We start from the raw sequence: 25,015 nt of genomic DNA on the forward strand, positions 1-25,015 counted from the left end.
TCAGCAGGCAATGAAGGACAGCGGCAGATCGCGCACCTGCACCGGTACGGGTGGTTGGTAGTGGCCGTCGCTGGTGAGTTCGTGCAGCAGCTCTTCGCGCAGTTGGTGGAAGTCGAAACGGCTGCGTTGGCGTGGATGGGGCAGGGCGATGTCGACCACGCGTTTGATCCGCCCGGGACGCGGCTCCATCACCACCACGCGGTCGGCGAGGAAGATCGCTTCCTCGACATCGTGGGTGACCAGAATCGTGGTGATCCTGGCCCGTGCGCGAATCGCCAGCAGTTCGTCCTGCATCTGTTGGCGGGTCAGGGCATCAAGGGCGCCGAAGGGTTCGTCGAGCAACAGAATCCGTGGGCTGGCCACCAGGCCGCGCGCGATGGCCACCCGTTGCGCCATGCCGCCGGACAACTGATGAGGGTAGGCGCGGGTGAAGTCGCTCAGGCCTACCAGGTCAATGAAATCACGGACGCGCTTTTGCTTTTGTTCAAGGCTCAAAGGCTCGTTGACCAGGCCCAGCCCGATGTTGTCGGCCACCGTCAGCCAAGGGAACAAACGGTGCTCCTGAAAGACAATGCCGCGTTCGCCGCCGATGCCGGTGACCGCTTTGCCATCGACGCTGATCTGCCCGCGAAACTGCGTATCGAGGCCCACCAGCAAGCGCAACAAGGTGGATTTGCCACAGCCGCTGGAACCGACGATGGCGACGAATTCACCCTCGGCAATGTCCAGGTTGAATTCGCGAATGGCCTCCAGTTCGAAGCCGTCGACGTCGAAGGATTTGCCGACATGGTTGAAGCTGACGATGGGTGCGTTCATGCGTGTCTCCAGCGGGTAGCGCGGATTTCCAGGCGTTGGCCAATGAGGTTGAGCAGGGCGCCGGTCAGGCCGACCAGCAACATGCCGGCCATGATCAGGTCCATGCGCAGCAGTTGTTGGGCGCCGATCATCTGGCTGCCGATACCGCCGTTGGACGGCATGAAATATTCGGCACCGATGGTGCCAAGCCAGGCGTAGATCAGGCTCAGCCTGAGCCCGGCGAAAATCCCTGGCGCGGCGCCAGGCAGCACCAGGCGAGTCAGGCGCTGGCGCAGGTTCAAGCGCAGTACTTGAGCGGCCTCGTTCAGTTGCGGCGAGAGGTTGGCGACGCTGCGCTGGGTGGCGATGAACAACGGGAAGAACGCGGCGAGGGCAACGAATACCCACTTGGCCAGTTCACCCAGACCAAACCATGCCGTGAGCAACGGCACCCAGGCGAAAATCGCGATTTGACGGATGGCGGCGAGGGTCGGGCCCAGAACCCGTTCACTGGTACGCGACAGACCGAGCAACAGGCCCAGCGCAAAACCGAGGCCGCCGCCCAGCAACAAACCACCGACGGTGCGCCCCAGGCTCAAGGCCATGCCGCTAATCAAGGTACCGTCGAGCAAGCCGTTCCAGGTGGTGGTCAGCACCGCCAGCGGGCTGACCAGAATGTTGGCGTCGACCCATTGCTCAACGGTCGCCCATTGCCACACCAACAGCAGCGTCAACGGTAGCAACCAGGGTTGCAGGCGTTGCCAGCCCTGATACCTGGGGCCCCGGCGGATCTCGGCCGTGGCGGGGTGCGGCCAGTGCACCAGTTTTTTGTCCAGCAAGCCGATGCCGCGATCCATGGCCACGCCGATCACACCAATCACCACAATGCACACGAACACGATGTCGAGCATGAACAACTGCCGCGCCCAGACCATCAGGTAGCCAATGCCTTCGCTGGAGGCCAGCAGTTCGACGGCCAGCAGTGAAGTCCAGCCAGCAGCCAGTGCAAGGCGCACGCCCGCCATGAAGGCTGGCAATGCAGCGGGAAGCACCAGTCGGCGGATCAGCAGCCGTGACGGCAGGCGCAACACTGCCGCCGCTTCACGCAGTTTCGGTTGTGCATCGCGCACGCCAACCAGTGTGTGCAGGGTCACTGGCACCACGATGGCCTTGATCAGCACCACCAGTTTCAAGACTTCGCCGATGCCGAAAAACACCATGAACAGTGGAATCCAGGCCAGGGTCGGGACTTGCGCCAGCCCGGTGAACGTCGGGAATACCAGTCGCTCGAGGGTGCGGCTCAAGCCCAGCGCGGCGCCCAATATCCCACCCGCCGTGATGCCCGCGAGCAGTCCCCAGAGCAGGCGTTGCAGGCTGATCCACAAATGGCTCCACAACTCGCCCTGGGACAGCTCTACCGCGCTGTTCCAGACCAGCGACGGCGCCGGCAGGATCTGTTCGCTCATCCATTGGTTGCGGCTGGCCAGCCACCACAGCGCAAACAGGCTCACGGGCAGCAGCCAGGGTAAAAGACGCTGGCTCAAGGTTGGCCAATGCCGCCGACCACCAAGGGGTGGCGCCGTCAGCGGCAGGCTGAGCAGGGAAACACGGGCCATGGGCGACCTCCGTTGTCGGGTTGCAATACGGCCTGCCTTTTGTGGGAGCGAGCAAGCCCGCTCCCGCAGCGTTCAGTGAGTATGCAAAATTGATCTATAAAAAATCAAATCAATGCTATTGAGAGATAAGCGAGACCATTTAAGGCCTCCAGCCAATGCGCATCCAATGCATTCGAAGAATATTTTCGATGCTGGTTATGCATATCGAGCCAGGAGGCCCGCAGGGCTTGATTTAGACCTAAAAGGTATAAAAATGTGAATTTATAGTATTTAAGTGCTGGTTCAGATTCAGCCTACTTTCTGCTCCTCAACGCCGTTGTCACCAGGAGCCGCACCCATGAACATTCCCTTCAAACGTGTCATCAGCCTGTTCGCCGTACCGGCGCTGGCGGGCCTGCTGGCGTTTACCGCTCAGGCTGCCGAACTCAAGGAAATCCGCATCGCCGTGCCCGACCTCAGCGCTGGCACCCAGCACAGTGGTGGCGGCGTGGTGGACGTGCTGCGCGATCAACAGATCTACGAAAAAGCCTTCGCCGATCAGGGCATCAAGATCCAGTGGAATTTCTTCAAGGGCGCAGGTCCGGTGATCAACGAAGCGTTCGCCAACGGCCAGGTTGATCTGGCCTACCTCGGCGACCTGGCGGCGATCATCGGCAAGTCCAATGGCCTGGACACGCGGGTGCTGAGCGCCTCGGCACGCGGGGTCAAACATTACCTCGGCGTGGTGCCGGGCTCGGGAATCAAGACCCTGCAAGACCTCAAGGGCAAGCGCGTGGCGATCTTTCGCGGCACCGCCAGCCAGTTATCGTTCGATGCGGCGCTGGCCAGCCAGGGCTTGAGCGAGAAGGATCTGAAGATCATCAATCTGGACTTCAACAGTGCGGTCGCGGCGCTGGCCGCCAAGCAGATCGACGCCTCGTGGGGTAGCTCCGGCTTGACTGCATTGCAAGCCAAAGGCCTGGCCGAGTTGCCGCTGAGTACCAAGGACCTGGGGGGCGCGGGAAGTATCCAGAGTGTGCTGGTGGGCAACGGCAAGTTTGTCGACGAACACCCGGAGGTGGTGGCGAAATTGCTCAAGGCACAGCAGCAAGCGGTGCAATGGCTGACCCAGGACAGCAACAAGGAAGCCTACATCCAGTTGGTGTCGGGGCTGGCGAGTTATCCACCGGTGATCCTGACTCAGGATCTGAAGGACCAGAAACTGAGCGAGGTTTTCCCTTCGACGCTGGACCCGGTGTTCCTGGGTAAATTGCAGGATGCGGTGGACCTGGCTTCGCAGCAGAAGTTGATTCGCAAGTCGTTCAAGGTCAGTGATTGGGTGGCGCCTGAGTTGGCTGCGGCGAAGCTCTGAATCGTCGTCTGATCTGACGTCATCGCTGGCAAGCCAGCTCCCACAGTGGGACGGTGCTGGAGACAATGGATGCGATCAACACCAAACCCTGTGGGAGCTGGCTTGCCAGCGATGGGGCCGTCAAACCGCGACGGCGACTTCCTGTCTGTCCACCGCCACCAAGGTTTCGATCATCTCCCGCGCCGCCGGTGACAACCGGAACCCGGTGCGGCTGACGATCCCGCACCGGGCATTCATGCTCTCGATGTTCTGCGGCAGATTGCGCCAGTGCAGCAGCGCCAGCGAACCCTGGGCAATGTCCTCGACGAACGCTTCCTCGGTGCCCACGCCAATGGCGTTCGATTGCAGGACGATTTTCACCAGCGCCGGGAAATGCTCGGTCTCGATGGTCGAAGCAAAATCCATCCGCCCACTGAGGTTCGCCAGCAGTTTGCGAATGCCTGGCGGGATGCGCGTGGTGGCCAGCGGGTAGTCGAACATGTCGTTGGTCGACAGGCTTTCCTTGGCCAGCAACGGATGCCCGGGGCGGCAGAAAAACACCCCGCGCTTGGGCGTCAGGGCCTGGGTCTGGAAGTTCGGGTCGGATTCGAAATGGCGGATATCGGCGATGAAGAATTCGATCTCCTCGCGGCTCAGGGCACGGCTGAGGTTTTCCCAGTTATCCACCTGGAAGCAGGTGCGCACTTTCGGGTGGGCATTGATGAATTGCGCCACGGCATCCGGCACCAGTTTCACGGCGGGCGCCGGGCCGCAACCGAAGTGCAGTTCGCCGGCGTCGAGCTTGGTCATCTGCGTCACTTCGGCGCTCAGCAGTGCCGCGCCCTGCACCAGGGTCCGGGCGTGCTGCAGCACCACCTGGCCTTCGGGCGTGGGGCGCAGATCCTTGTTGCCACGGTCCACCAGCACGCAGCCGAACTCCTGCTCCAGCCCTTGAATACTGCGGCTGAACGCCGGTTGGGTGATGCCCATGGCATCCGCCGCGCGGACGAAACTGCGGTGTTCGTTAAGGGCGATGAAGTAGCGTAACTGGCGAAGATCCATATGCTTTCCCGGCATCCTAAAAATAGCTCGAAGGCATTTGCGACGAGGGTTGGTTGAGGTTTTAAATGCAAGCTCTTATTCCGTCAACGAAGCATATGAATATCTATTAGATCTAAATTGAATATAGATAGAGCATTGTTTCGCTGTCACTCAACCGTCAGCAGTCCGATCGAGGGTCTACCCATGAGCAATGCCGCTTTAGCTGTAAAACCCGCTGTTCACGCGCTTGAAATCCATCCGGTGGCCGGCCGCATCGGCGCCGAGATCCGTGGCGTGCACCTCTCCGGTGAGCTCGATGCCGCCACCATCGAAGCGATCCAGCAGGCGCTGGTGCAGTACAAAGTGATCTTCTTCCGCGAGCAGACCCACCTCGACGATCAGAGTCAGGAGGCCTTCGCCCATCTGCTGGGCGAACCGGTGGCGCACCCGACGGTGCCGGTGCGTGACGGCACTCGTTTCCTGCTCGAACTCGACGGTGCCCAGGGCCAGCGCGCCAATTCCTGGCACACTGATGTGACCTTCGTCGACGCTTACCCGAAAGCCTCGATCCTGCGCTCGGTGGTGGCACCGGCCTTCGGCGGCGACACCGTATGGGCCAACACCGCCACCGCCTACAACGAACTGGCGCCGGAACTGCGCGAGCTGGCGGACAAGCTGGTGGCCGTGCACAGCAACGAATACGACTACGCGGGCGCCAAGCCTGACGTGTCGGAGGAGAAGCTGGAACGCTACCGCAAGATCTTCACCTCGACCATTTACGAGACCGAGCACCCGGTGGTGCGCGTGCACCCGATCAGCGGCGAGAAAAGCTTGCTGCTGGGGCATTTCGTCAAGCGCATCAAGGGCTATTCCCAGGCGGATTCGGCGCACCTGTTCGGCCTGTTGCAAAGCCATGTCATCCGCCAGGAAAACACCGTGCGCTGGCGCTGGAAGGCCGGTGACGTAGCGATTTGGGACAACCGCTCCACCCAGCATTACGCGGTGGACGACTATGGCACCCAGGACCGTGTGGTGCGTCGTGTGACGCTCAAGGGCGAAGTGGCGATCGGGGTTTCGGGGCAACGCAGTCAGACGGTGAAGGGGCCGGATATCGGCGGCGTCTGATCTGACGTCTTCGCTGGCAAGCCAGCTCCCACAATGAATGGTGTTGAACACAATAGACGTGAACGACACCAAACCCTGTGGGAGCGGGCTTGCCAGCAATGCTTTTTCACCAAACGCCGATCTGAACCCATTTCTCGCTTTCGGGCTCGCCATAACGAAACCGCTGCCCGCGCAAATCAATCTCCTGATGACTGATGGTCGTCCGCCGCTTCAATCCACGTACCCACTCGAACAAGTACCCCGCATGTTCCTCGCGAACCGAGGCATACGCCGGGTCCGCACCCAGATCCCGCAACTCCTGTGGATCATTGAGCAGGTCAAACAGCTGCGGCCGGAAGCCGTCATACGCCAGGTATTTCCAGCGCTCGCTGCGCACCATGGTCATGCGGCAGCGGTCGATCGGTTGAGACAATCGCTCCCGTGCCGGCGCCTGAAACGCGTAGTCGTATTCACTGATCGCAAAGTGGCGCCAGTCGGTTTGAGCGCCATGCAGCAAGGGAATCAGCGAGCGTCCTTCAAGCCGATGCTCGGCGCTCGGCAACCCCAAAGCCTGAAGAAATGTCGGCAGTGCGTCGATGGTTTCCACCAGCCTGTCGTCCACCGATCCACGGGTGATGTCCGCGGCCGGGCGTGGGTCGCGAACGATCAGCGGAATGCCCACCGCCGGCTCCAGCAGAAACTCTTTTTCCCCCAGGTAATGGTCGCCAAGGAAGTCGCCGTGATCGCTGGTGAACACGATCAGGGTGTCATCCCAACGCCCGCTGCTCTGCAGAAAATCAAACAGCCGCCCGAGCTGGTCATCGACCTGCTTGATCAGGCCCATGTACGTCGGGACCACGTTCAAGCGCACTTCGTCCCTGGAAAAATTCAGGCTCTCTTCGTGCTGGCGAAACGCGTTGTACACCGGGTGATCGCTGGCCTCGCTCGCCGATGCACGCACAGGCTCGATCACCTGATCTGCGCCATACAGCGCGTGATACGGCGCCGGGGCGATGTAGGGCCAATGGGGCTTGATGTACGACAGGTGCAGGCACCACGGCTGCTCGCCTTGCTCGGCGATGAAGTCCAGGGCGCGGTCGGTGGTGTAGACGGTTTCCGAATGCTGCTCCGGCACGCGCGCCGGCAAATGGGCGTTGCGCATTTTCCAGCCGCTGAGGATCTCGCCCTGTTCGCCTTCGGCGGCATTGGCCCAGTCGTGCCACGGGTTGCGGCCTTCGAAACCGAGGTCACGCAGGTAGTGGGTGTAGGGCGCGGACTCGCGCTTGTCATCGAACAACGGGTTGTCGGGGAAGATCCCGTCATGGCGGAAAAACGGTTCGAAACCGACTTCGTTCAGCGCTGCCGCCTGATCGCCCAGCGGGTCGATGTCCAGCCGCTGCAAGGCATCGAGATTAGGTGTGGCGTGGGTCTTGCCGACCAGCGCGGTGCGTATGCCATGGGGCCGTAGGTAATCACCGAGGGTCAGCTCTTCAAGGGGTAGCGGCACGGCGTTCCAGGCGACCTGATGACTGCTGACATAGCGCCCGGTGTAGGCCGACATTCGCGACGGCCCGCAGATCGTGCCTTGGGTATAGGCACGACTGAAACGCACGCCGGCGTCGGCCAGGCGATCGATGTTGGGCGTGTGCAGATGCGGGTGGCCGTAGCACGACAGGTAATCGCGCCGCAGTTGATCGCACATGATGTACAGCACGTTGCGCACGGGGTTTTGAGTGTCAGGCATGAAGGTTCACCGATCTAAAAGGCAGGTGAGGTTTTTCGCTGTTGCAGAGGGGTTGAGGCAAGTGCATTTGGGGAATGGTTTTTATGCAGGGGGTGCATCACCAGCCGAGCCGACGCCATCGCTGGCAAGCCAGCTCCCACCAGGCTCCATGGTGGACATAGCATTGATCCCTGTGGGAGCTGGCTTGCCAGCGAAGGGGCCCGATCAGACGGCCAGTTGCTCCAGCGAACACACCTCTTCATCCTGCGCATCAATCTCCTTGATCTGCGCAATCATCGCCTCGGCCAACGGCGATAACCGATACCCCGCGCGACTGACAATTCCGTAGCGGGTGTAGAGCTCTTCCAGGTCATCGGCCAGCCCTTCGATCTTCAAACGCACCAACTCGCCATTGGCGTTGTGCAGTGCATCTGAATACTCGCCGATGATCCCAATCGCATCCGAACGCATCACCACGCCGAGCAGGCTGTAGCTGTTTTCGCATTCCACGTTGGGCGTGAAGTCCGGCCGGCCACTCAAGTCGACGATGACTTTGCGCAGGTTGGGCGGGCGGATGGTCACCGCCATCGGGTAGCTCATCAACTCGGCGGCGCTGACACTTTCGCGAGTGGCCAGTGGATGCCCGGCGCGGCAGCAGAAGTGCCATTTGCGCGGGCGCAGGCGCTGGGTCAGATAGTCCGGGTCGGCTTCGAATTGCCGGGTGTCGGCGACGAAGAATTCGAACTCTTCACTCAGCAGGCGCTTGCTCAGGCTCTGCCAGTCATCCACCTGAAATTGCACCCGTGCCTTGGGGTAGCGGCCGATGAAGCTGCCGATTGCCCGAGGCACCAGGCCTGCTGCGGGCGCCGGACCACAACCGAAGCGCAACTCGCCGGCCTCCAGACCATTGAACTGGCTGATCTCGTTGGCCATCTGCTGCGCGCCGCTGACCAGTCGCCGCGCATGTTCGAGCAACACCTGGCCCTGTTTGGTCGGCGCCAGGTCCTTGCGCCCACGGTCCACCAACTGACAACCGACGCTGTGTTCCAGCGCCTGAATGCTGCGGCTGAAGGCCGATTGCGACAGGTTCACCGCCATCGCACCCGCGACGAAGCTGCGCTGGTCGGCGAGGGCGATGAAGTGACGGAGCTGGCGCAAATCGATATGCATTTTTCACATTAAAAATATCGGGGAAATGCATTGGATATGCATTAGGTCGACTCCTTATAAAGGCAATCTCTTATGCAGTAAATCTTTGTAAAAACATAAATAAATAACTTTAAAGAATATGCACTGCTGAAAAGTCTTTGTGTGTTTTTTGACCAGGAGCCGCTAAATGAGTCCGTTGAACCTCGCTTCACCCCTTACGCCCCGACGGCTCAAACGCCTGCCCCTGGCCCTGCTGCTGGCGGGGAGCGCCAGTTGGACCCAGGCACAAGCCGCCGATGCCAGCACGCCCGAAACGGTTCCCGCAGCCACCGTTGCAGGCCAGGCCAAAGCCGATGGCGCGCAGCTGGAAACCGTGACGGTCACCACCCGCCGTCGCGAGGAAAGCTCGCAGGATGTACCGACACCGATGAGCGTGGTCAGCGGCCAGGTGCTGGAAAGCCAGCGGGTCTATCGCATCCAGGATTTGCAGCAACTGGTGCCCAGCGTCAACGTCGCCTACATGCATGCGCGCCAGTCCAGCGTGTCGATCCGTGGCCTGGGCAACAACCCGGCCAGCGATGGCCTGGAAGGCAGCGTCGGGCTGTACATCGATAACGTCTACCTCGGGCGGCCGGGCATGGCGGTGTTCGACCTGATGGACATCGAGCAGCTCGAAGTGCTGCGCGGCCCGCAAGGTACTTTGTTCGGCAAGAACACCACGGCTGGCGTGATCAACATCAGCACGCGCGCGCCGACCTTCACCCCGGAGCGCAGCATCGAGAGTTCGGTGGGCGAGGACGGTTATTTCCAGACCAAGGGCACTATTTCCGGCCCGTTGAATGACCAACTCGCCGGGCGTTTTTCCGCTTATCGCACCCGCAGCGATGGCGACATCAAAAACGAATACGACGGCCACGACCTGAACGGTGGCTCGCGCGACGGCTTCCGTGGGCAATTGCTGTTCAAGCCCAACGAGTCGTTCAACCTGCGCTGGATCGGCGACTACAACGAAGAGGATTCCAGCGCCGGCACCCGCGTGTTGTACAACACCGGGCCGACCATCAACGGCGTCAACCTTTACCAGGCCAGGGCCAATACGGCGGGGGCCACGCTGGTCGATGGCACGCACCGCAAGGTCAATTTGAACAACGATCAGCACGTCACCGTGCATCAGGGCGGCACCTCGGTCGAGGCGAACTGGACGCTGCCGAGCGACTTCACCCTGACCTCCATCAGCTCCTACCGCTGGTGGAATTTCACCCCGCGTAACGACGACGGCCTGAACGTCTCGGCGACCTACAACGCCGGGGTTTCGGTGGAAGACAAACAGTACTCCCAGGAATTTCGCCTGGCCTCGCCCACTGGCGGGTTCTTCGATTACGTGCTCGGCGCCTATTACTTCGGCAACAACCTGGACAACAAATCCTTCGCTTATTACGGACCGCAAGCCGACATCTGGAACGGCACGCCAGCGGGGGCGCTGGCCAACATCGACAGCGTTGGCAGAGGCCACATCAAGACCGACAGCTTCGCACTGTTTGCCCAGGGCACCTGGCACCTCACCGAACGCCTGGATTTCACCGCTGGTGTGCGGGGGACCTATGAAGAGAAAAACGCCTGGGTCAACCGCGATGCACCCGTGGGTGGTGCGGCGGTCATCGGTGCGGCGGCGACGGTCAGGCGCGGTCGCGCCGGGGTTTACGACTCCGGTGATTTGAATCAGTACAGCTCCAGTCCTTCGGGGCTGCTCAACCTCAGCTACCACTTCACTGATAACCTGCTCGGCTACGCGACCGTGTCCCACGGCGAGAAATCCGGTGGTGTGAACCTGGCCGTCGGCACGGCACCGGTCGCTGGCGCCGACTCGCTGCTAATTGGCACCGAGCGCGCCAACAACGCCGAACTCGGTTTCAAAAGCACGCTGTGGGACCGCCGCCTGCAGCTCAACGCCAACGTCTTCTGGACCCAGGTCAACGGCTATCAGACCAACGCCTACGACGACGTCAACCGCGTGCAATACCTGACCAACGCCGGCTCGGTGCGTTCGCGCGGCGTGGAATTCGACAGCACGCTGATCCCGTTGCGCGGCCTGACACTGAACTTCAACGGTTCCTACAACGACGTCAGCTACCTCTCGTACAAAGATGCGCCATGCCCGCCGGAAGTCAGCCTGGCGCCGGGTGCTCCAGCGTCTTGCGACCTCACCGGCCACCAGGTGGTTGGCGCGTCGAAATGGATCGGCAACGCCAATGGCGAATACAAATGGAACCTGAGTAACGGCTTCGAAGAGTACGTCACCGCCAGCTACGCCTTCCGTTCCAAAGCGGTGGGTACGGTGGAGGATTCCGACTTCGGCCAGATCCCGAGTTACGCCGTGGTCAACCTGTCGACCGGCCTGCGCGGCGACTTCAAGCAAGGGCAGTGGGACGTCTCGCTGTGGCTGAAAAACGCCTTCGACAAAACCTACTACACGACCCTGTGGACCGCTGCCAACGGCGGTTATGAAGGGCTGCTCGGCACGCCGCGGACGTTGGGCGTGACCGGTCGATATGACTTCTGACGGCGAAAAACCATGCCTCTGAGGAATATTTTCCATGCCGCGAAAGCATGCCTTTTCGACCCCGCAGCCAGAGCCCTTGCAGGCCAAGGCTTGCAGCGGTTCAGGTGCTTTTTATATGCGATTTTGATCTGACTTTAATTTCAAAGATTACTTTAAGAGATAAGCGTCTGGCTCAATGATTCACCCACCGCTACATCGTTCGGGGGAGCTTGGCTCGGCGTATCGGGTTATTCGCAAAGAGACCACAGGGAGTCAATCAATGGGCAATGTCCAGACCGTCGCCAGCGCACACGAGGTGCTTTGGCACCAGGCGCCAGGTGGCGAGTTGGTCGACCTCGGACGGGGGCATCGCGTGCCCTTGGGCCAGTTGCGTTTGCAACGTGCGCCCAAGGGCATTCTGAGCCGGCGCGAGGCGATCCTGCTCGGTGTGCTGGCATTGCTGGTACACGGTGCGCTGATCTACTGGGTCAATCAGCAGCCAGCCAAAGTGTTGCCGATCGTCCCGCCGGAGATCCCGCCAATGACCATCGAGTTTTCGCGTTCGGCGCCGCCCGTGGTCGAACCGCCGCCACCCGTCCCGCCACCGCCACCAGTGGTCGAGCCGCCACCGCCAGTGGTGGATGAACTGGCGGCCAAACCGGCGCCACCCAAACCGATTCCAAAACCCAAGCCAGTGGTAAAACCGATCCCGAAACCGGCGCCCAAAGCGGTTGAACAACCGCCGGCACCGCCACAGCCAGCGGCTTCGGTCGCGGCGCCGGCGCCACCTGCACCACCGGTGCCCGCACCTGTGACGCCAGCCTCGGCCAATGCCGCGTACCTGAAAAACCCGGCGCCGGAATACCCGTCGCTGGCCCAGCGTCGCGGTTGGGAAGGCACGGTGTTGCTGCGGGTGCATGTACTGGCCAACGGCAAGCCCGGCGAGATCCAGATTCAGAAAAGCAGCGGCCGCGAGGCCCTCGACGAGGCGGCCCTGAGCGCCGTGAAACGTTGGAGTTTCGTGCCGGCCAAGCAGGGTGATGTTGCCCAGGATGGCTGGGTCAGCGTGCCCATCGATTTCAAGATTCATTAAACCGAAACCTATTTCGCGCGAAACGTTTACACGAGGAATCCATCATGACGTTATTGGCATCTCCACTTGAATCCATCGAAAGCGCGGTGATCTGGCTGTTGGTGGTTTTTTCCGTCGCCACTTGGGGCCTGGCGTTGCTCAAGGGTGTGCAGTTCGGTCGGCTTAAAGCCCAGGACCGCAGGTTTCACAATCGGTTTTGGGCGGCGTCGAGTCTGGACTCGGCGGCAGAGTTAGCCGAGACGCAACCGGGCGCTGCGGCGCGGGTGGCGCAGGCCGGTTACGCGGCGATTCAGGTGGGCGAGGCGCCACAGGCGACGGATTTGAGCCAGGCGATCAATCATCAGGATCGCCTCGAGCGGGCCTTGCGTCAGCAGATCGTGCGTGAGCGCCGGTCGCTGGAGACCGGGCTGGCAGTGGTTGCGAGTATTGGCAGTACGTCGCCGTTCATTGGGTTGTTCGGCACCGTGTGGGGAATTATGGAAGCGTTGAAAGGTATCAGCGCGGCGGGCTCGGCAAGCCTGGAGACGGTGGCCGGACCCATTGGTGCGGCGCTGGTCGCCACTGGTGTGGGGATCGCTGTCGCGGTGCCGGCAGTGCTGGTTTACAACTACTTTTTGCGGCGTCTGAAGTTGACGGCGGCGGACCTGGACGACTTTGCCCATGACTTCTACAGCCTGGCGCAGAAGAGTGCGTTCCGCGTACTGATTCACCCGACGGTGCACAAAGTGGCTGCCCGGGGTAACTCGCAAAAAGTGAAGGAGGCCTCCTGATATGGCCTTCTCCACGCAAGACAGTGATGAGGTGCTGAGCGAGATCAACGTGACACCGCTGGTGGACGTGATGCTGGTGCTGCTGGTGGTGTTCATCGTCACCGCGCCGCTGCTGACCAACGCGATTCCGATCAACCTGCCCAAGACCGAAGCCGTGGCGCCGGTGGAGCAGAAGGACCCGCTGGTGGTGAGCATCGACGGTGCCGGCAAGCTGTTTATCAACAAGGATGAAATCCAGCCGGATTTGCTGGAGTTCCAGCTTCAGGCAGCCAAGGCCAAGGACCCGGAAGTGCGGGTGCAGTTGCAGGCCGATGACGGGGTCAATTACGGCGAGGTGGCGCGGGCCATGGCGTCCATTGAGCGGGCAGGCATCACCAAGTTGTCGGTGATCACCGCGCGCTGACAGATTTACGATTTTCCGGGGCCGTCTCCTTGGCAGGGTGCGGCCCCTTTTTTATTCCGCAAAAAATACACACGTCCCTGTGGGATCGCTTGCATATTCGATATAGGTCTTAATAAATAGCTTCTTATTCCTTAACGAATATAAATCCCGTCCCTATACTCGATCAGGAACAGACACGCAGCAGGAGAGCTCCCCCATGCGCAACGAATCCATTCGCTATCTGATTGTGCCGGGCTGGCAAGGATCGCCAGAAGATCATTGGCAAAGCCACTGGCAGAACAGCTTGCCGAATAGCGCACGGGTGGAGCAGGCCGACTGGCTGACGCCGCGTCGTGAAGACTGGGTCGCGGCGCTGGCCGAGGCAATTGCCGCCGACAGCACCCCGGTGATCCTGATCGCCCACAGCCTGGGTTGCATCACCGTCGCGCATTGGGCAGCGACCGCGCCCGTGCAGTTTCTGCGGCAGGTTCGCGGCGCCTTGCTGGTCGCGCCGGCGGATGTCGAGCGCCCCGCTTGCGCGCCGGCCCTGCGTAACTTCGCGCCGATTCCTGGCGATCTTCTGCCGTTTCCCAGCCAGGTCGTCAGCTCCGACAACGACGCCGCCGTCAGTGCGCCACGGGCGCTGGAGCTGGCACGCAACTGGGGCGCTGAAGCGGGGATTCTGGCGGGTGCCGGACACATCAATGTGAAGTCGGGTCACCAGCGGTGGGAGCAGGGGTTTGCCTATCTCTACCGTCTGCAAAACCGCATGGAACATCACGCCCTGCGTCGCGCCTGAGCCTTTATCTTTTTCTTTTTTAAATAGCGCCCCCGTCTCCCGGCGGTTTTGGGCGGGAGTCTGCCATGAGCTTTGAAACCTTCGGTCAGCCGCTGCTGACCTTTCCCGATGCTGAAAAAAGTCCCCTGAGCATCCGCGCCAAAGCGTTGGTGTTCGTCGATCCGCGTTCCCGGCAATTGCGCCAGGATCTCGAACAACTGGCGCCGCGTTCGATCTCGGTGCTGATCCGAGGCGAAACCGGCAGCGGCAAGGAATTGCTGGCGCGGCACATCCATCGCGCCAGCGATCGCGGCGGATTGTTTGTTTCGGTCAACTGCGGCGCCATCAGCCCGACCTACGCTGACGCCGAGTTGTTCGGCTACGCCGCAGGCAGTTACAGCGGCTCGGCCAGCAGTCGCGCCGGCTGGTTCGGCTCGGCCAATGGCGGCACCCTGTACCTGGACGAAATTGGCGATCTGCCGCTGCCGATTCAGATCAAATTGCTCGCTGCCCTGGAAAACCACGAAGTGACCCGTGTCGGTGCTCACCAGCCGAGCCCGGTGGACGTGCGCCTGGTGGCCGCCACCAGCATCGATTTGGCCCAGGCGGTCGCCGCCGGCAAATTCCATGAACGGCTCTATCACTACCTCAGCGAAGGCCAGCTCGAACTGCCGGCCTTGCGCGAGCGGGTGGGCGATATTCTGTCGCTGGCCGAATACTTCCTCGGCATCTACAGCCAACGCCTGGAGCTGCCCGTGCCGCTGATCAGCGAGGCCGCGCAAGCGGTGCTGGAACGCCATTCCTGGCCCGGCAATACCCGAGAGCTGGAAAACGTCATCCACTTTGCGCTGCTGGTGAGTACCGGCGACGAAATTTTGCCCGAGCATCTGAATTTGCCGGAGGTGCCGGCGTCGTTGCAGCAGATCGAGCTGCAACTCAAGCAGATTCTCGCCGAGGGTTCGGCCACCGAAAAAGACGCTCTGAAACAAATACTTAAGCAAGCCGGCCTCCTGTAGGAGCGAGCCTGCTCGCGATGAACCTGAGAGCGCCGCGGGGGTGTCAGGTGCCCAACATTATCGTTGACGACCATCGCGAGCCGGCTCGCTCCTACAAGGGAAGGCGCGGGCTAGAGCTGTATGAACAAAATGGAATATCAAAGTGAATAAAAGATATTGTTCTGGAATAAAAAATATCGGTATTGTCCGCTTCACGCCAGCGATAGCACTTCGCTGGCACTTAACTATCTAGCCGTCGCCACAAGCGACTGTGATTTTCGATAAGGACACTGCATGAAAAAGGTTCTGTTGTTCACCGCACTGGCGGCTGCCCTGACTGCTGGCCTGGCCCAGGCGGGCGAGAAACTGGTGGTCGCGGCGACCCCGGTTCCACACGCCGAGATTCTGGAACTGATCAAGCCCACCCTCGCCAAAGAAGGCGTGGACCTGGAAATTAAAGTCTTCACCGACTACGTTCAGCCGAACGTGCAGGTCGACCAGAAGCGTCTGGACGCCAACTACTTCCAGACCCTGCCGTACCTGAAGAACTTCAACGAAGGTAAAGGGACGCACCTGGAAACCGTGATCGGCGTTCACGTCGAACCGTTCGGTGGCTACTCGAAGAAAGTCAAAACCTTGGCTGAACTGAAGGACGGCGCGACCATTGCCATCCCGAACGAAGGCAGCAACAGCGGCCGCGCCCTGATCCTGCTGCAGAAGGCAGGTCTGATCGAGTTGAAAGACCCGAAAAACGCTGTGGCTACTCCGAAGGACATCGCCAAGAACCCGCACAACTTCAAGTTCAAGGAACTTGAGTCGGCGATGCTGCCGCGCGTGCTGGATCAGGTCGACCTGGACATGATCAACACCAACTACGCGCTGGAAGCGGGTCTGAACCCGGCTAAAGACGCCCTGGTGATCGAAGGCGCCGATTCGCCTTACGTGAACTTCCTGGTGGCTCGTCCGGACAACAAGGACAGCGTGGCCATCCAGAAACTGGCCAAAGCCCTGACCAGTCCGGAAGTGAAAGCCTTCATCGAGAAGAAATACAACGGCGCGGTACTGCCGGCGTTCTGATCGACGCAGTAAACCCCTTCAAGGTTTGAAAACGCCGACGGCTGATACTGCGTCGGCGTTTTTTTGCCTGCGAACATTTCATGTGGGAACGAACCCAGGATCCCTCAGGCTGCTCTGGCCTTCAAAGCCCTGCGCAGCGCCACCAATAATTTCACGATGTCCTGGGGATTCATCGGCTTGAGCACTTTTGCGTCTGCCATTTTCTCTTCCTTGTGAGTAGTGGGCCGGGGAGTCTGGCCAATAGTGGTCCGTCCTTGGAGGGGCAATTTGAAAAAAAGATCCTTCCTACGGTGCAAGGGAAAATAGACGTCTTCCGTTACCTCGGCAAATGAGGGAGCGAGCTTGCCCGCGATTCGATTTTTCAGGCGCCGCCTAATCCGGCCAATACCACGTCGGTTCATCCAGCATCCGCTGCCCGACGATCCCGGTCTGTCCCAGGTTTTTTTCCAGCACGATGCAATTGCATTCAGAATCTTCCTGCAACGCCGAAATCAACCGCCGCGCATGGGAAACCACCCATACCTGGCAATGCGTCGACGCTTGGATGATCAGGCGCGCCAATGCTGGCAGCAGATCCGGATGCAGGCTGGTTTCCGGTTCGTTCAGCACCATCAAGGTCGGTGGCCTGGGTGTCAGCAGGGCTGCCACCAGCAGCAAGTAACGCAATGTCCCGTCTGACAACTCCGCGGCCGACAGTGGTCGCAACAAACCTTCCTGATAAAACTCGATTGCAAAGCGCCCGCCGGGCAGTGGCTCGATGTGCAGCCGTGCACCGGGAAATGCATCGCTGATGGCGGCTTGCAGCGCTTCGGGGTCGCCGATCTCGATGATGGTTTGCAGCGCGGCTGCAAGGTCTCTTCCGTCGTGGTGCAGCACCGGGGTGCGCGTACCCAGTTGTGGCTGGCGCACCGGCGCATCGGCATCGCTGCGAAAGTGATCGTAGAAGCGCCAGCGGCGGATGAACTCACGCATCTCCAGCGTCTCAGGCGAGGTGCGCAGGCTGCCGACCTGATCGAACAGGCTGTCGAAATTCGGCGTGTGTTGCGCCAGCACCTCCCAGCTGCGGTTGGCTCGGGCGCGGATCATCGGGCCGTCACGATCCACCAGCAGGCTGGCCGGGCGATAGAACGGCCCGGCCCAGAGGCATTCGCGTTTAATTTGCGGGTCGAGGCTGAAACGTGACGGGATGGGTGAGCTATGCCCGGGGAGCATGAAATGGCCGTTGGAGTCAGGTAATCCGAGGCTGATCGTGTAACCGAAGTCTTCTCCGGTAAACCCCAGCCGAAGACGCTTCACTCCGTGTCGCACCGTCGCCTCGACGGGCACTTCGCCGTTGCGCATGCGTCGGGTGATGGTTTCCGGTCCAGCCCAGAAGGTCGAATCGAGCCCACCCTCGCGAGCCAGCGCATTGACCACGCCACCCTGAGCGGTTTCCGCCAGCAGGCGCAATGCACGGTAGAGGTTGGATTTGCCGCTGCCGTTGGGGCCGGTGATCAGGTTGAGCCGGCCCAGAGGGATGACCAGTTTATTGATTGAACGGTAATTGGCTACCGCAAGGGTTTTGAGCATGGAGTTCTCACATCATTGAGACCGCGCAAAGACCATAGCGTTGATTCAAGGCTGCTGGGTTTGCCTGCAACATGGAAATTCCCACCGTTGGCTGGGTTCTTCCGACAATCCCGGTTCCCTGTGGGAGCTTGCTCGCGATGGCGTCAAAATGGATTACGCCGGCTTACGCCAGACACTCGCCAACCAAGGCTGTTGCTCCCGTGGCAGCCCTGCCGGCCGGTAGTAATGCTCCAGCTCCACGAACCCTGCTTCGGTCAGCAATTGCTGCCACGCCTGAAGGTCGTGATAGGCGCCATAGCGAGGGCCGTTCCAGCCTTCCTGGTTCTCGCCACGGGGGTTGGAGCTGAACAGCACGCCGCCGGGTTTCAGCGTTTCGCGCAATTGCTTCAACACCCGTGGCAATTCCTGGCGCGGGATGTGAAACAGCACGGCGTTGGCGAAGATCCCGTCGAAGCGTTCGGCCGGCAGATCGAGTTTTAAAAAGTCCTGTTGCCAGACCTCGCAACCGCTGTCCTCGCGCGCCATCTGCGCAAACTTCTGCGCGCCATCGAGACCGACGGCGATGTGGCCCAGGCGGGTGAAGGTTTGCAGGTCGCGACCGGGGCCGCAGCCGAAGTCGAGAATCTGCAACGGCGCTTGACCCTGAATGTGCCGCAGCAGGGCATCGATGTTCTGGCTGACATCGTGATCGCGGGTGCCCTCGCGAAAACCTTCGGCCACTGAGTTGTAATGGCCCAGGGTGGTGGCGGTGATTTGCTGGAGGTCGTCGGAGGTCTGTTTCATGGTCGGCTGCAAAGGCAAATGGGAATTCGCCGAATATACGCCATCAGGTAGGGGGCTGCTGCGCAGCCCATCGCGAGCAGGCTCGCTCCCACATTTGGATCGCGTTTCCCTGTGGGAGCGAGCCTGCTCGCGATGGCGGTTTTAATGGCTCAACCGTGTTTCATCCCCAAACACTCAATCGATCGATCAACCATCGCCTTGGCGATCTCCAGCAAATGCCAGACCGAGAACACCATGGCCCGGTCGGCGCCCTTGAGGTGGTCGCCGCACTGATAGGCGGTCACAGAGGCGCAGCGCAGCAGATCGGCGACGTAGAGCTGGGTGTCTTCGAAGCTCACGTCTTTGCTGACGTTGTAGAAACGCAGTTCGTCGGGCGGTGAGGGTTGATCGCCGGTGAGGTAGAAATCGATGGCGCGATAGAGCGCCGAGCGGTCTCTGAGCAGGTCATCGGTGATGGCTTCGTTGGAGGGTGTTTCGGGAGGTGGATCGGGAACAGATCTGTCCATGAGTGTTGCTCCTATTGCTTCATGGGAACCGTCACTTCTCGCCTACTAAACGATTGGGTGGCGGCTGTACGCAGGTTAGTAGGCCGGTCAATAGGAAAACCGTGCATCCGAAGATGCCCCGCGCACAGCCACCATATTCTGCATGCGGCAACAAGTGCCGAACATGAGCATGGAATCGCTATGCGCCTATTGTTCCGGGCTACTAAACCCGATCACTGATGAGCAGTGACGGGCCGAGACTAGCCACCGGATCTGGCAGGCGCAAGCGAACGGGATAATCTAGGAAATGTCCTGCAAAGGAAAGTGAACAGGGCTGTAGGAGGCCTGTTATTCCTGTAGGAAAAATCCCCTTTTTGTAGGAGCGAGCCTGCTCGCGATGGACGTAAACGATAACGAGGGCTGCCTGGATGAACGCGGCGCTCTTGCGCTCATCGCGAGCAGGCTCGCTCCTACAAAGGGCTCCTTTAGTGTGTGTTGAGGCCGAGCGCCAGCCGGGCTCCTTCAGCGTTTGTTGAGCCCCCGCGCCAAGCGATCCCCGCCCAGCTGAATCACCGCCACCAACGCCACCAGCAACACAATCACCGTCAGCATGATCTGGCTGTCAAAGCGCTGATACCCGTATCGATAGGCGATGTCCCCCAAGCCGCCCGCGCCAATCGCGCCGGCCATGGCCGAGGAGTTGATCATGGTCACCAGCGTAATGGTGAAGCCCCCGACGATGCCCGGCAGCGCCTCGGGCAACAGCACATGCCAAACGATGTGCCCGCGTCGGCAGCCCATGGCTTGCGCCGCTTCGATCAAGCCGTGATCGACCTCGCGCAGGCTGACCTCGGCGATGCGCGCGAAGAACGGCGTCGCGGCAATGGTCAACGGCACCACGGCCGCCCACACGCCGTAGGTGGTGCCGACGATCAAGCGGGTGAACGGGATCAGCGCGACCATCAAAATCAGGAACGGAATCGAGCGGAACAGGTTCACGAACGCGCCCAGCGCACGGTTGATGCCCGGCGCCTCGTAGATGCCGCCCTTGGAACTGGTGACCAGGATCACCGCCAGCGGAATGCCCGCCAGTAGTGCGATCAAGGACGACACGCCGACCATCAAGAACGTGTCGATGAAGCCTTGCAGCAATCGATCAAACCACATAGCCCAATACCTCAACCTGTTGCGCCCATTGGCTCGCACGCTGGCGCAATGCTTCGGCGCCGAGGGCCGAGCCGGTCACGGCCAGCAGCAATTGCCCCAAGGCGTGGCCCTGAATCCGTTCCACGCCACCTTGCAGCAAGCGCACGCGGCCACCAAGGGCAGCGAACAGGGCGGCGATGTCCGGTTCGTCCTGGGCCGTGCCGGTGAATTGCAGACGCAGAACGACCGCGTCATCCGAGGTCTGCGGCTGCGCGTGCAAGCGGCTTTGCAGCTCTGTGGGCAGCGCATGTTGCAACGGCGCGAGCAAGGTCTTGCTGACCTCGTGCTGCGGGTTGCCGAACACTTCCCACACCGGCCCCTGCTCAACGATGCGCCCGTGTTCGAGCACGACCACGCGATCACAGATCTCGCGGATCACCGCCATTTCGTGGGTGATCAAAATGATGGTCAGGCCCAGGCGCTGATTGATCTCGCGCAGCAGGCCGAGGATCGATTGGGTGGTCTCCGGGTCGAGCGCCGAGGTGGCCTCGTCGCAGAGCAAAATGGCCGGGTCGTGCACCAGGGCGCGGGCGATGCCGACACGCTGTTTCTGGCCGCCGGACAGCTGCGCCGGGTAGGCCTTGTGTTTGGCTTGCAGGCCGACCAGTTCCAGCAGTTCGCGGACCTTTTGATCGCGTTTTTCCTTGGGCACCCCGGCGACTTTCAGCGGCAGCTCGACGTTCTGCCAAACAGTCTTGGCCGACATCAGGTTGAAGTGCTGGAAGATCATGCCGATGCGCCGACGCAGGGCCACCAGGCGGTCTTCATCGAACTCGCCGATGTCCACTTGATCGATCAACACGCGCCCCGACGTCGGTTGTTCGAGGCGGTTGATGGTGCGGATCAGCGACGACTTGCCGGCGCCGCTGCGGCCGATGATGCCGAACACTTCACCGCGCTGGATCGCCAGGTCGATGCCTTGCAGGGCGGCCACCGGGCCTTGCTTGCCTTCATAGGTTTTGCCCAGGCCGACAAAGCGCACGTGGGCACGATTGAGCTCCGGGTGCAGCTCGGTCTGTTGTGCCTGTTCGTGTAGAGGGCGGGGCTCTGGAATCTCCAGTCGCCGTTGGGTCGCTGCCGTCATGCTCAGCTCTCCCAACCGGCTTGGTAGAGCTTGCCGTGGGCTTTATCCAGGGCGGCGCGCACGGCCGGCGAGTGCTGGTAAATGTCGACGAACTTGATCAGGCGCGGATCGGTTTTGCTTTTCGGCTGGATCACGAACTGGATCACGTATTCCTTGTGATCGAGGCCGTCGAACAGCAGGGCAGAGCCGGCATCAAAGGTCTTCGCCAGGCGAATGTAGGCCGGGTAGCCCTGGACCAGATCGGCGTCGTCATAGGCGCGCACCAGTTGCACGGCTTCGACTTGCAGAATCTTGATTTTCTTCGGGTTGGCGATGATGTCTTCTTCGGTGGCCTTGTAGCCGACGCCCGGCTTGAGGGTGATCAAACCGGCCTTGGCCAGCAGCTGCAAGCCACGACCGCTGTTGATCGGGTCGTTGGCGATGGCCACGCTGGCGCCTTCGGGCAGCTCATCGAAGCTTTTGTATTTTTTCGAGTAGAGGCCGACGTTGTTGATGATTCCCGGCGCGAAAGGCACCAGGTCAAAACCGGAGGCGGCCTTGGCGTTTTCCAGGAACGGGATGTGCTGGAAGTAGTTCACGTCGATGTCGCCGGCGGCGAGGCTGACGTTGGGGGCGATCCAGTCGGTGAATTCCACCAGCTCGACTTTCAGGCCTTGTTTGCCGGCTTCTTCCACGGCGGCTTCCAGGGGAATGGCGAAGGCGGCGGTGGTGCCGATTTTCAGCGGTGCGTCGGCGGCGAATACCGCCGAGCTGAACAGGCCGAGGGCCAGGGCCAGTGCTTTGACTGGGTTAGAGAGGTGGTTCTTGGTCATGATGGTTTTTCCAGTCAGTGCATGAATTTTTGGTGTTTGGTCGGGCCTCATCGCCAGCAGGCTGGCTCCCACAGGGGAATGCATGGCAACTGTGGGAGCTAGCCTGCTAGCGATGCTTTTAATGCCGGTACGAAGACCCGGTGTGCTGCTCAGGCAAATGCGCCTCTGCGTGAAACAGCTTTTCGCGCAGGCTGCCGTTGTCGTAGGCGGTCTTGTACGAGCCTCGGCGTTGCAGCTCGGGGATCACCAGATCGATGAAGTCCACGTAGCTTTCCGGCGTGACGATCCGCGTCAGGTTGAAGCCGTCCAGCCCCGTTTCGGCGATCCACGATTCCAGCTCATCGGCCACTTGCTGCGGTGAACCGACCACGGTGATGTAGCGGCCGCCGAGGGCGTGTTGTTCGAGTAATTTGCGTCGGGTCCAGTCGTTGTTTTGCAGGTTTTTGGTGGCCGACTGGATCGCGTTGCTTTTCACGTACTGGATCGGTTCGTCGATGGGGTACTCGGAAAAATCGATCCCGGTGGACGCGGAAAAATGCGCCACGCCCGCTTCGGCGCTGGCGTAGCTCAGGTACTCGGCGTGCTTCTTCCAGGCCAGTTCTTCGGTTTCGCCGACAATCACGTTCAGCCCCATGAACACCTTGATGTCCTCAGGGTTGCGCCCGGCTTCGACGGCGCTGGCGCGGACTTTGTCCACCTGCACTTTGGTCGACGGTTTGTTCTGGCCGCTGATGAACACGCACTCGGCATGGCGCCCGGCGAACAGCAAGCCGCGATCGGAACTGCCCGCCTGGAACAGCACCGGCGTGCGTTGCGGCGACGGCTCGCAGAGGTGGTAACCCTCGACCTGATAGAACTCGCCCTTGTGCTCGACCTTGTGCACTTTCTCGGGCTGCGCGTAGATGCGTTGTTGCGGATCGTTGAGCACTGCGCCGTTTTCCCAACTGCCTTCCCAGAGTTTGTAGAGCACTTCCAGGTATTCGTCGGCCTGGTCGTAGCGCCGGTCATGTTCGACCTGTTCGCTCAGGCCCATGGCCTTGGCGGCGCTGTCGAGGTAGCCGGTGACGATGTTCCAGCCCACCCGGCCACGGCTCAGGTGATCCAGTGTCGACATGCGCCGGGCGAACAGGTACGGCGGTTCGTAGGTGAGGTTGGCGGTGAGGCCGAAGCCGAGGTTTCTGGTCACGGCGGCCATGGCCGAGACCAGCAGCAACGGGTCGTTGACCGGCAACTGGATCGACTCTTTCAGCGTGACGTCCACTGACTGCTGGTAGACGTCGTAGACGCCGACGATGTCGGCGATGAACAAGCCGTCGAAGAGCCCGCGTTCCAGCAACTGCGCCAGTTCGGTCCAGTATTCGATGGTTTTGTATTGGGTCGAGGTGTCCCGCGGATGGGTCCACAAACCGTGGTTGATGTGCCTGATGCAATTCATGTTGAACGCGTTGAGCAGGATCTTTTTCTTGGCCATCAAATGGTCCCCCGTAGCGGCGGGTTTTCATCGTTGAGGTAGTAGTTGCCGACGGCGTGGTACTTCCAGCGCACCGGGTCGTGCAGGGTGTGCACGCGCGCGTTGCGCCAGTGGCGATCCAGACCGTGTTCGGCCAGGGTTGCCTGGCTGCCGGCCAGTTCGAACAGGGTGCTGCCGGCGGCCAGGGAAATTTCGGTGCTGAGGGCACGGGCTTCGGCGACGGCAATCGACGCGGCGGCCACGGTCTCGGCGTGGGTGTCGGCCTGGGCCTGGTCGAGAAATTCACCGGCACGTTCCAGCAGGGCTTCGGCGGCGTGCAGGCGAATGCTCAAGTGGCCGAAGCTCTTGATCGTCAGCGGGTCGTCGGTGGCTTTTTCGTGGGTGGCGTCGATCCACGGCCGGGTTTTGGTGCGCACGAAGTGCAGCGCATCTTCATAGGCCGCGCGGGCGATGCCCGTGTCGATGGCGGCGTGGAGAATCTGCGCCAGCGGGCCGACCGGGGTCGGGCGCTCGAAAGCGCTCTGGAACGGGATCACGTCTTCGGCGGCGACAAACACGTCTTCGAACACCACCGAGCCGCTGCCGGTGGTGCGCTGGCCGAAGCCGCTCCAGTCGTCGATTACGGTCAGGCCTTTGCTGTTGCGCGGGACGAACGCCAGTTGTTGCACGCCGTTTTCATCCACAACGGACGTCGGAATGCGTTGGGCGTAGATGGCCCCGGTGGCGTAGAACTTGCGGCCGTTGATGCGATAGCCGTCGCGCTCTCCCTGTAAATCAGGGGTCAGGCGGGTGACGCGGTCGTGGGCGGTTTTGGTGCCCAGTTCGGCGAGGGCATTGCCGAAGCGCTGGCCGGCCAGCACTTCGGCGTACAGGCGTTTTTTCTGCTCGGGGCTGCCGTTCACGCGCAGCACTTCGAGGGCGTAGAAATGGTTCTGCGGGATCTGCCCCAGCGAGCTGTCCGCTTGGGCGATCAGGGCGATGACTTTAGCCAGGGTGACGTTGGAAACCCCGGCGCCGCCGTACTCTTTCGGCACGCTGATGCCCCACAGGCCCGAGCGGGAAAACACTTCCAGTTCCGGGTGTGGCAAACGGCGTTCACGGTCACGCAGGGCGCTGTCGCGTTTGAAATCTTCGGCCAGGTCACTGGCGACAATCAGGGCTTGCTCATCGCTGGTGATGACCGCGACGTGTTGAGAAAGGGTCATGTGTTTCT

The 25,015-nt window shown here is 61.1% G+C and carries 23 protein-coding genes; 9 read left to right on the forward strand and 14 right to left on the reverse strand.

Going from position 1 to position 25,015, the window contains the following annotated elements; all coding sequences use genetic code 11:
* Both GQ39_RS26060 and GQ39_RS26065 read right to left on the reverse strand, forming a co-directional pair.
* Window positions 1–816, reverse strand: a complete 816-nt coding sequence (locus GQ39_RS26060) for an ABC transporter ATP-binding protein (protein ID WP_047536105.1) — start codon at window positions 814–816, stop codon at window positions 1–3.
* Entirely contained in the window at window positions 813–2,411 is a 1,599-nt protein-coding gene (locus GQ39_RS26065) for an ABC transporter permease (RefSeq protein WP_047536107.1), read from the reverse strand. Before GQ39_RS26065 ends, GQ39_RS26060 begins: the two co-directional genes overlap by 4 nt.
* 337 nt (window positions 2,412–2,748) lie before the next feature.
* On the opposite strand from GQ39_RS26065, the gene GQ39_RS26070 reads away from it, so the two are divergent.
* The gene (locus GQ39_RS26070) at window positions 2,749–3,762 is read left to right on the forward strand and encodes an ABC transporter substrate-binding protein (RefSeq protein WP_047536111.1); all 1,014 of its coding nucleotides are present in this window, start codon (window positions 2,749–2,751) and stop codon (window positions 3,760–3,762) included.
* Between the two features lie 120 nt (window positions 3,763–3,882).
* Here GQ39_RS26070 and GQ39_RS26075 read toward each other — a convergent pair whose 3' ends face one another.
* The gene (locus tag GQ39_RS26075) at window positions 3,883–4,803 is read right to left on the reverse strand and encodes a LysR family transcriptional regulator (RefSeq protein WP_047536114.1); all 921 of its coding nucleotides are present in this window, start codon (window positions 4,801–4,803) and stop codon (window positions 3,883–3,885) included.
* Between the two features lie 183 nt (window positions 4,804–4,986).
* Here GQ39_RS26075 and GQ39_RS26080 point away from each other — a divergent pair, with 183 nt between their 5' ends.
* Entirely contained in the window at window positions 4,987–5,907 is a 921-nt protein-coding gene (locus GQ39_RS26080; protein ID WP_047536117.1) for a TauD/TfdA dioxygenase family protein, read from the forward strand.
* 106 nt (window positions 5,908–6,013) lie between these two features.
* Here the strand turns inward: GQ39_RS26080 and GQ39_RS26085 are convergent, their stop codons facing one another.
* Together GQ39_RS26085 and GQ39_RS26090 are read right to left on the reverse strand one after the other, a co-directional pair.
* Window positions 6,014–7,630, reverse strand: coding sequence for a sulfatase-like hydrolase/transferase (locus tag GQ39_RS26085; protein ID WP_047536125.1), 1,617 nt, complete (start codon window positions 7,628–7,630; stop codon window positions 6,014–6,016).
* Window positions 7,631–7,834: 204 nt separating this feature from the next.
* Window positions 7,835–8,779, reverse strand: a complete 945-nt coding sequence (locus GQ39_RS26090) for a LysR family transcriptional regulator (RefSeq protein WP_047536131.1) — start codon at window positions 8,777–8,779, stop codon at window positions 7,835–7,837.
* A gap of 166 nt (window positions 8,780–8,945) precedes the next feature.
* Here GQ39_RS26090 and GQ39_RS26095 point away from each other — a divergent pair, with 166 nt between their 5' ends.
* The 7 genes from GQ39_RS26095 to GQ39_RS26125 all read left to right on the forward strand — a co-directional run bounded on the left by GQ39_RS26095 (window position 8,946) and on the right by GQ39_RS26125 (window position 16,392).
* Complete coding sequence (locus GQ39_RS26095) at window positions 8,946–11,318, forward strand: TonB-dependent receptor (protein ID WP_047536134.1); 2,373 nt, start codon at window positions 8,946–8,948, stop codon at window positions 11,316–11,318.
* A gap of 259 nt (window positions 11,319–11,577) precedes the next feature.
* Window positions 11,578–12,390 carry an energy transducer TonB gene (locus GQ39_RS26100; RefSeq protein ID WP_047536137.1) on the forward strand — a complete coding sequence of 271 codons (813 nt, stop codon included), beginning with the start codon at window positions 11,578–11,580 and terminating at the stop codon, window positions 12,388–12,390.
* 44 nt (window positions 12,391–12,434) lie between these two features.
* The gene (locus GQ39_RS26105) at window positions 12,435–13,160 is read left to right on the forward strand and encodes a MotA/TolQ/ExbB proton channel family protein (protein ID WP_047536140.1); all 726 of its coding nucleotides are present in this window, start codon (window positions 12,435–12,437) and stop codon (window positions 13,158–13,160) included.
* A 1-nt stretch (window position 13,161) separates the two neighbouring features.
* Window positions 13,162–13,563: an ExbD/TolR family protein gene (locus tag GQ39_RS26110; RefSeq protein ID WP_047536143.1), complete on the forward strand. Its 402-nt coding sequence runs from the start codon at window positions 13,162–13,164 to the stop codon at window positions 13,561–13,563.
* A 196-nt stretch (window positions 13,564–13,759) separates the two neighbouring features.
* Complete coding sequence (locus tag GQ39_RS26115; protein ID WP_047536146.1) at window positions 13,760–14,341, forward strand: alpha/beta hydrolase; 582 nt, start codon at window positions 13,760–13,762, stop codon at window positions 14,339–14,341.
* Between the two features lie 65 nt (window positions 14,342–14,406).
* Window positions 14,407–15,336 (forward strand): sigma 54-interacting transcriptional regulator, encoded by a 930-nt coding sequence (locus GQ39_RS26120; protein ID WP_047536148.1) that lies wholly within the window; start codon window positions 14,407–14,409, stop codon window positions 15,334–15,336.
* Window positions 15,337–15,609: 273 nt separating this feature from the next.
* On the forward strand, window positions 15,610–16,392 hold the full coding sequence (locus GQ39_RS26125; RefSeq protein ID WP_047536151.1) for a MetQ/NlpA family ABC transporter substrate-binding protein: 783 nt from the start codon (window positions 15,610–15,612) through the stop codon (window positions 16,390–16,392).
* Window positions 16,393–16,496: 104 nt separating this feature from the next.
* Here the strand turns inward: GQ39_RS26125 and GQ39_RS33070 are convergent, their stop codons facing one another.
* The 9 genes from GQ39_RS33070 to GQ39_RS26165 all read right to left on the reverse strand — a co-directional run bounded on the left by GQ39_RS33070 (window position 16,497) and on the right by GQ39_RS26165 (window position 25,007).
* Window positions 16,497–16,793 (reverse strand): hypothetical protein, encoded by a 297-nt coding sequence (locus GQ39_RS33070; protein ID WP_081997983.1) that lies wholly within the window; start codon window positions 16,791–16,793, stop codon window positions 16,497–16,499.
* Complete coding sequence (locus GQ39_RS26130) at window positions 16,765–17,961, reverse strand: AAA family ATPase (protein ID WP_047536154.1); 1,197 nt, start codon at window positions 17,959–17,961, stop codon at window positions 16,765–16,767. The genes GQ39_RS33070 and GQ39_RS26130 overlap by 29 nt, the downstream gene beginning before the upstream one ends.
* Before the next feature lie 153 nt (window positions 17,962–18,114).
* Window positions 18,115–18,744: a class I SAM-dependent methyltransferase gene (locus tag GQ39_RS26135; RefSeq protein WP_047536157.1), complete on the reverse strand. Its 630-nt coding sequence runs from the start codon at window positions 18,742–18,744 to the stop codon at window positions 18,115–18,117.
* 149 nt (window positions 18,745–18,893) lie between these two features.
* Complete coding sequence (locus GQ39_RS26140) at window positions 18,894–19,250, reverse strand: DUF6124 family protein (protein ID WP_047536160.1); 357 nt, start codon at window positions 19,248–19,250, stop codon at window positions 18,894–18,896.
* 501 nt (window positions 19,251–19,751) lie between these two features.
* Window positions 19,752–20,396, reverse strand: coding sequence for a methionine ABC transporter permease (locus tag GQ39_RS26145; protein WP_047536163.1), 645 nt, complete (start codon window positions 20,394–20,396; stop codon window positions 19,752–19,754).
* Window positions 20,386–21,519 (reverse strand): methionine ABC transporter ATP-binding protein, encoded by a 1,134-nt coding sequence (locus tag GQ39_RS26150; protein WP_047536166.1) that lies wholly within the window; start codon window positions 21,517–21,519, stop codon window positions 20,386–20,388. Before GQ39_RS26150 ends, GQ39_RS26145 begins: the two co-directional genes overlap by 11 nt.
* A gap of 2 nt (window positions 21,520–21,521) precedes the next feature.
* The gene (locus tag GQ39_RS26155; RefSeq protein ID WP_047536168.1) at window positions 21,522–22,331 is read right to left on the reverse strand and encodes a MetQ/NlpA family ABC transporter substrate-binding protein; all 810 of its coding nucleotides are present in this window, start codon (window positions 22,329–22,331) and stop codon (window positions 21,522–21,524) included.
* 118 nt (window positions 22,332–22,449) lie between these two features.
* Window positions 22,450–23,802, reverse strand: coding sequence for an LLM class flavin-dependent oxidoreductase (locus GQ39_RS26160; protein WP_047536169.1), 1,353 nt, complete (start codon window positions 23,800–23,802; stop codon window positions 22,450–22,452).
* Complete coding sequence (locus tag GQ39_RS26165) at window positions 23,802–25,007, reverse strand: SfnB family sulfur acquisition oxidoreductase (protein WP_047536172.1); 1,206 nt, start codon at window positions 25,005–25,007, stop codon at window positions 23,802–23,804. The genes GQ39_RS26160 and GQ39_RS26165 overlap by 1 nt, the downstream gene beginning before the upstream one ends.
* Window positions 25,008–25,015 lie beyond the last annotated feature (8 nt).

Origin of the sequence: Pseudomonas sp. 11/12A, from assembly GCF_000800055.1 — a bacterium.
GTDB classification, from domain to species: Bacteria; Pseudomonadota; Gammaproteobacteria; order Pseudomonadales; family Pseudomonadaceae; genus Aquipseudomonas; species Aquipseudomonas mohnii.

Bases quoted from the DNA above. Each gene is read 5' to 3' on its own strand.
- GQ39_RS26060 (WP_047536105.1), bottom strand. From the start codon at position 816: ATGAACGCACCCATCGTCAGCTTCAACCATGTCGGCAAATCCTTCGAC.
- GQ39_RS26065 (WP_047536107.1), bottom strand. From the start codon at position 2,411: ATGGCCCGTGTTTCCCTGCTCAGCCTGCCGCTGACGGCGCCACCCCTT.
- GQ39_RS26070 (WP_047536111.1), top strand. From the start codon at position 2,749: ATGAACATTCCCTTCAAACGTGTCATCAGCCTGTTCGCCGTACCGGCG.
- GQ39_RS26075 (WP_047536114.1), bottom strand. From the start codon at position 4,803: ATGGATCTTCGCCAGTTACGCTACTTCATCGCCCTTAACGAACACCGC.
- GQ39_RS26080 (WP_047536117.1), top strand. From the start codon at position 4,987: ATGAGCAATGCCGCTTTAGCTGTAAAACCCGCTGTTCACGCGCTTGAA.
- GQ39_RS26085 (WP_047536125.1), bottom strand. From the start codon at position 7,630: ATGCCTGACACTCAAAACCCCGTGCGCAACGTGCTGTACATCATGTGC.
- GQ39_RS26090 (WP_047536131.1), bottom strand. From the start codon at position 8,779: ATGCATATCGATTTGCGCCAGCTCCGTCACTTCATCGCCCTCGCCGAC.
- GQ39_RS26095 (WP_047536134.1), top strand. From the start codon at position 8,946: ATGAGTCCGTTGAACCTCGCTTCACCCCTTACGCCCCGACGGCTCAAA.
- GQ39_RS26100 (WP_047536137.1), top strand. From the start codon at position 11,578: ATGGGCAATGTCCAGACCGTCGCCAGCGCACACGAGGTGCTTTGGCAC.
- GQ39_RS26105 (WP_047536140.1), top strand. From the start codon at position 12,435: ATGACGTTATTGGCATCTCCACTTGAATCCATCGAAAGCGCGGTGATC.
- GQ39_RS26110 (WP_047536143.1), top strand. From the start codon at position 13,162: ATGGCCTTCTCCACGCAAGACAGTGATGAGGTGCTGAGCGAGATCAAC.
- GQ39_RS26115 (WP_047536146.1), top strand. From the start codon at position 13,760: ATGCGCAACGAATCCATTCGCTATCTGATTGTGCCGGGCTGGCAAGGA.
- GQ39_RS26120 (WP_047536148.1), top strand. From the start codon at position 14,407: ATGAGCTTTGAAACCTTCGGTCAGCCGCTGCTGACCTTTCCCGATGCT.
- GQ39_RS26125 (WP_047536151.1), top strand. From the start codon at position 15,610: ATGAAAAAGGTTCTGTTGTTCACCGCACTGGCGGCTGCCCTGACTGCT.
- GQ39_RS33070 (WP_081997983.1), bottom strand. From the start codon at position 16,793: ATGAACCGACGTGGTATTGGCCGGATTAGGCGGCGCCTGAAAAATCGA.
- GQ39_RS26130 (WP_047536154.1), bottom strand. From the start codon at position 17,961: ATGCTCAAAACCCTTGCGGTAGCCAATTACCGTTCAATCAATAAACTG.
- GQ39_RS26135 (WP_047536157.1), bottom strand. From the start codon at position 18,744: ATGAAACAGACCTCCGACGACCTCCAGCAAATCACCGCCACCACCCTG.
- GQ39_RS26140 (WP_047536160.1), bottom strand. From the start codon at position 19,250: ATGGACAGATCTGTTCCCGATCCACCTCCCGAAACACCCTCCAACGAA.
- GQ39_RS26145 (WP_047536163.1), bottom strand. From the start codon at position 20,396: ATGTGGTTTGATCGATTGCTGCAAGGCTTCATCGACACGTTCTTGATG.
- GQ39_RS26150 (WP_047536166.1), bottom strand. From the start codon at position 21,519: ATGACGGCAGCGACCCAACGGCGACTGGAGATTCCAGAGCCCCGCCCT.
- GQ39_RS26155 (WP_047536168.1), bottom strand. From the start codon at position 22,331: ATGACCAAGAACCACCTCTCTAACCCAGTCAAAGCACTGGCCCTGGCC.
- GQ39_RS26160 (WP_047536169.1), bottom strand. From the start codon at position 23,802: ATGGCCAAGAAAAAGATCCTGCTCAACGCGTTCAACATGAATTGCATC.
- GQ39_RS26165 (WP_047536172.1), bottom strand. From the start codon at position 25,007: ATGACCCTTTCTCAACACGTCGCGGTCATCACCAGCGATGAGCAAGCC.